Source organism: Flammeovirga agarivorans, from assembly GCF_012641475.1.
Lineage (GTDB): Bacteria > Bacteroidota > Bacteroidia > Cytophagales > Flammeovirgaceae > Flammeovirga > Flammeovirga agarivorans.
Window position 1 is genome coordinate 1 of the sequence record NZ_JABAIL010000098.1, and the last position, 640, is coordinate 640.

A 640-nucleotide genomic window follows, 5' to 3' on the forward strand; every position below is an offset into this window, starting at 1 on the left:
GCAACGGGATATTGATCGCCGGGATCCGCGTTTCGCCGATCCTGGCTACCCTTGGCATGATGACCCTGCTCAAAGGGATAAATATTCTGATCACCGGCGGCAGCGCCATCGCTAACTATCCGCAGTGGGTGCTGTGGCTGAATCACGCCCAGTGGTTCGGTATTCCGCTGCCAATGTGGCTTTTTGCGGTGGTGGCGGCCGGGCTGTGGGTGCTGCTGGAGAAAAGCCCGCTGGGTCGGGCGATCATGTTGATCGGATCCAACGAACGGGCGACCCATTATTCCGGGATCAATACCCGGCGGGTGTTGATGTGGGTATATGTCATCTCGGCCCTGCTCTGCGCGGTGGCTGCGTTTCTGATGATGTCGAAGCTGAACTCAGCCAAAGCATCTTATGGGGAATCGTATTTGCTGGTGTCGATCCTCGCGGCGGTGCTTGGCGGCGTGAATCCGGATGGCGGTAGCGGGCGCATCGTTGGGATGGTGCTCGCGCTGTTCCTGCTGCAGATTATTGAGAGTGGGTTCAATATCCTCGGTATCAGCCCCTATCTGACGATGGCGCTGTGGGGCGTATTGCTGCTGTGCTTTATCCAGGCGCGAGGCATGCTGGGACTGGAGAGAGCCGGGTAAATGACCCGTCC

General features: G+C 58.6%; 1 protein-coding gene. It reads left to right on the forward strand.

Annotated elements, in window-relative coordinates; translation table 11 throughout:
* On the forward strand, positions 1 to 629 hold a 629-nt coding region (locus tag HGP29_RS28425; RefSeq protein WP_168885834.1), incomplete at its 5' end, for an ABC transporter permease.
* Positions 630 to 640 lie beyond the last annotated feature (11 nt).